We start from the raw sequence: 3,151 nt of genomic DNA, 5'->3' as shown, positions 1-3,151 counted from the left end.
TTAGCATTTAATGTTTCTAATGCAGATGGTTTAAGCAATGATTTTAGTGTAATCAACTTTACATTCTTAGCTTTATTTTCACATGTTGGACAATGACCATTATTTTCAATTTTTATTTCTTTAAGGTTACTACAACAATCTTCCATTATTCTTCCACCTTTACAATTTATTATTTTTATAAATATTCTTCTGCTTTCTTTTCTGAATCTATTAAAGTTTCAATAATAGGGCATTCGTAAATATCTTTGTTTTCGGGACATCTTTCTTTATGGTCTATCAACATTTGTTTAATTTTTTTTAGGTCTTGAATTTTACGTTGGATGTCCTCTAATTTAAGAACAGTGAAATCATATATGTCACCGCACTTTGCTTCATTGCGATCGACAACCCCTAGCAATTTGTCAATTTCATTTAAGGTAAACCCCAATTCCTGCGTCCGTTTTATGAAATTCAAACGATCGACCATTTGTATCGAATGGTCTCCGTGTTAACGCCACACTTTTCAGCCAGTTCTCCAATAAAATATTGCATCTATCTCACCTCATATAAAGTATAAACCCTGTACCATAGTACAGGGTCAAGGAAAGTATTATTTACTATATTATCGATCTACTTTCTTAAAATAAACTGTCATTATTCAATAAGCCTTATTCAACAATATGGTCCGATTGCGAAATTCTAAAACTACATTTAGAGCGATTAACCTTTATCACTACGTAACTCTTTACTACAACGTTTTACAAAAAATGCTGTTATTAAAATAATAATTCCTATACTCAAAACAAGTAATTGATTGAGTGCAATCACATCACGAAAAATCCAACGAGAAACAAAACCGAAGCTAGACATGCACACACATATAAAACCAAAATAATTTAACCATCTATGTACATTTTTCATTCTTCCCCCTCCTTAAACTACATTTTATCATTCCCTCCTGTTTTTGGGTGTGAGTGCTGGCTAGTCGTGTGGTGATACCCCATCGCCATCAACCTAACAAAACATAGCCATTTTTTGTACCAACTGGCAGTTTAGTTTTCAATACGTGAAAAGGGATTTCTAAGTGATTAATTGAATATATATTTATTGTTTACTAATTTTTGGGAGGTCCCTTTATGGGAGATAAGCTTTACTGTATTGCTACATATCAAGTTCTTAATGAAGAAAGAGTAGGGGCTTCGCACGGTTCTATAATAACTTATAGTGATGCTGTGACGGGATCTCCTGTTAGTGAGATAGGGTATTTTTTAATTTATTTATTATAGTAACGTACCCGAAGAGGTTGATATGGTGACATATCAACAAACTGAGGTGGTACCACGAAATTGCAACTCTCGTCCTCAAGAATTATTTCTTTGAGGTGAAAGTTTTTTTATTATATAAGTTTCATTCTGTCATAATTTAAAGTTTTCGAGAGGAGAAATGATATGAATTCTATTTTATTAGATGTTCCGTTACAAATAGAAACAGACAGACTAATTCTTCGGGCACCACTTCAAGCTGGTGACGGGAATGTCGTACACCAAGCTATTAAGGATTCAATTAGTGAGTTAAAACGATGGTTGCTTTTATTCCAGTCAATTCCTACTGTTGAAGAAACGGAAATTATCCTGAGAAATGCCCATATAGATTTTTTGAAAAGAGAAAGCTTTCGCTATCTTATCTATCATAAGGGTACTAATGATTTTATCGGAACTGCTAGCCTTCACGGAATTAATTGGAAGATTTCTAAATGTGAAATTGGATACTGGATTAACACGCAATTTAGTGGCAATGGATATATGACAGAAGCAGTAAGTGAGTTAACCAACCTTGGATTTCAGTTACTCAAATTTAGAAGGATTGAAATACGATGTGAATCTAATAACACTAAAAGTCGTATGATCCCTGAAAAACTAGGTTTTGAGCTTGAAGGGATATTACGTAATGAAGATCTTTCAGCTGACGGTAAAAAACTAACTGATACCTGCATCTATGCCAAGATAAATTAAATTGAAATTTTAATACTCAATTGAGTCTGTGTACATAGTTTATTCCCCTTCTAATCCGTTATTGTGATTTGTTTGGAACTATAGTACATCAATATGTTTAAAATGTAATGTACTGAAATGGTATATTCTATTAAAACAAGAAGATTTACTTCTCATAGTAATAATGTCAGTATTATATACAAATGTTACAATCATTTTATAAATAAATTACTTTATGAAGTTATAAAATTAGGACCGTACATATTAGACATATCTAAAATGTACGGTCCTTTTGTTTACTAGTGGTTCACTTATTTAATCTAAAGATAAGTATGTGGTCCTTTTACACTATGAATTTCTTTTTAAGCTTCTTATATTTTCTATATGAATGTCTAACAATGTTTAACATGAAATACGGTATTTTAACAGGGAAAGGCCATTTATAAATGAAAGGCAAGTAAAATGTAAAATATGCCTTTTCTAGGTCTCTCCACTTGCTATCTTCTTTTGTTTTTAAGAAATCAGATACATCGACTACATATCCCCTTCCGTTTTCCATCATCACATTTTTCCCGTGAACATCACAAGGAGTTAATCCTTGCTCCCTTGCATACTCTATAGCTTCATTGATATCAAGGATTACCTGCTTAGGAATTTTAATCCCCTTATGAATAGCATCATATAAGGTAATCTCTTTTAAACGTTTCAATACTATGAAATTCTCTCCTTTATATATAAGCTTCGAATAAGAAGGATGATTTCCGATTCTTCGGTATACTTCTGACTCTTTTTCAATTCCTTCTCCTTCTCGCGCGTAAACTTTCACTACCCAATCTTTGTATTCTTTGTGCATAAATACTGCGGCATAATTACCTGTCCCTAAACACTTCCAAAGTCTAGGAATATCTTTAACTACTACGGGCTCGAATTCATCCTCACTTCTTATGCTTACCTCTTTTAATAATTCGTCCTTTATCAATCCCACAAAACTATTTATACTCATCATTCCCACTCCGGTTTTGCTAAAAGGTGTACTACCCCATACCCATCAAGTTAAAAAGTACATTTTTCCCTAATACGAAAAAAATGAGCAGACTTCACTAAGTAACTAACTTTAGAGAAATAAAATTTTCATTTAGGGGTACTTCAAAACCTTAAAATGGATATTCTACGCAAATATA

The 3,151-nt window shown here is 32.5% G+C and carries 4 protein-coding genes and 2 pseudogenes; 2 read left to right on the top strand and 4 right to left on the bottom strand.

The annotated features are described in order from the left end of the window. The 3 genes and pseudogenes from KI356_RS26110 to KI356_RS26100 all read right to left on the bottom strand — a co-directional run. A pseudogene (locus KI356_RS26110) lies at nt 1-146 on the bottom strand (putative iron-sulfur cluster-binding metallochaperone); the annotation flags it as partial. Nucleotides 147-175: 29 nt separating this feature from the next. Beyond that, nucleotides 176-531: pseudogene (locus tag KI356_RS26105) on the bottom strand (MerR family DNA-binding protein). Between the two features lie 168 nt (nt 532-699). After that, the gene (locus KI356_RS26100) at nt 700-900 is read right to left on the bottom strand and encodes a hypothetical protein (RefSeq protein WP_128280577.1); all 201 of its coding nucleotides are present in this window, start codon (nt 898-900) and stop codon (nt 700-702) included. Between the two features lie 215 nt (nt 901-1,115). On the opposite strand from KI356_RS26100, the gene KI356_RS26095 reads away from it, so the two are divergent. Further along, nucleotides 1,116-1,265 (top strand): hypothetical protein, encoded by a 150-nt coding sequence (locus KI356_RS26095; RefSeq protein ID WP_212936895.1) that lies wholly within the window; start codon nt 1,116-1,118, stop codon nt 1,263-1,265. A 162-nt stretch (nt 1,266-1,427) separates the two neighbouring features. Then, nucleotides 1,428-1,991, top strand: coding sequence for a GNAT family N-acetyltransferase (locus KI356_RS26090; protein WP_212936894.1), 564 nt, complete (start codon nt 1,428-1,430; stop codon nt 1,989-1,991). Between the two features lie 322 nt (nt 1,992-2,313). Here the strand turns inward: KI356_RS26090 and KI356_RS26085 are convergent, their stop codons facing one another. Further along, a complete protein-coding gene (locus KI356_RS26085; RefSeq protein WP_128280579.1) occupies nt 2,314-2,973 on the bottom strand; it encodes a protein kinase family protein in 660 nt (219 codons plus the stop codon). Nucleotides 2,974-3,151 lie beyond the last annotated feature (178 nt).

Source organism: Bacillus hominis, from assembly GCF_018332515.1.
GTDB lineage: Bacteria > Bacillota > Bacilli > Bacillales > Bacillaceae_G > Bacillus_A > Bacillus_A hominis.
This window is presented reverse-complemented; position numbering and strand designations above follow the sequence as displayed.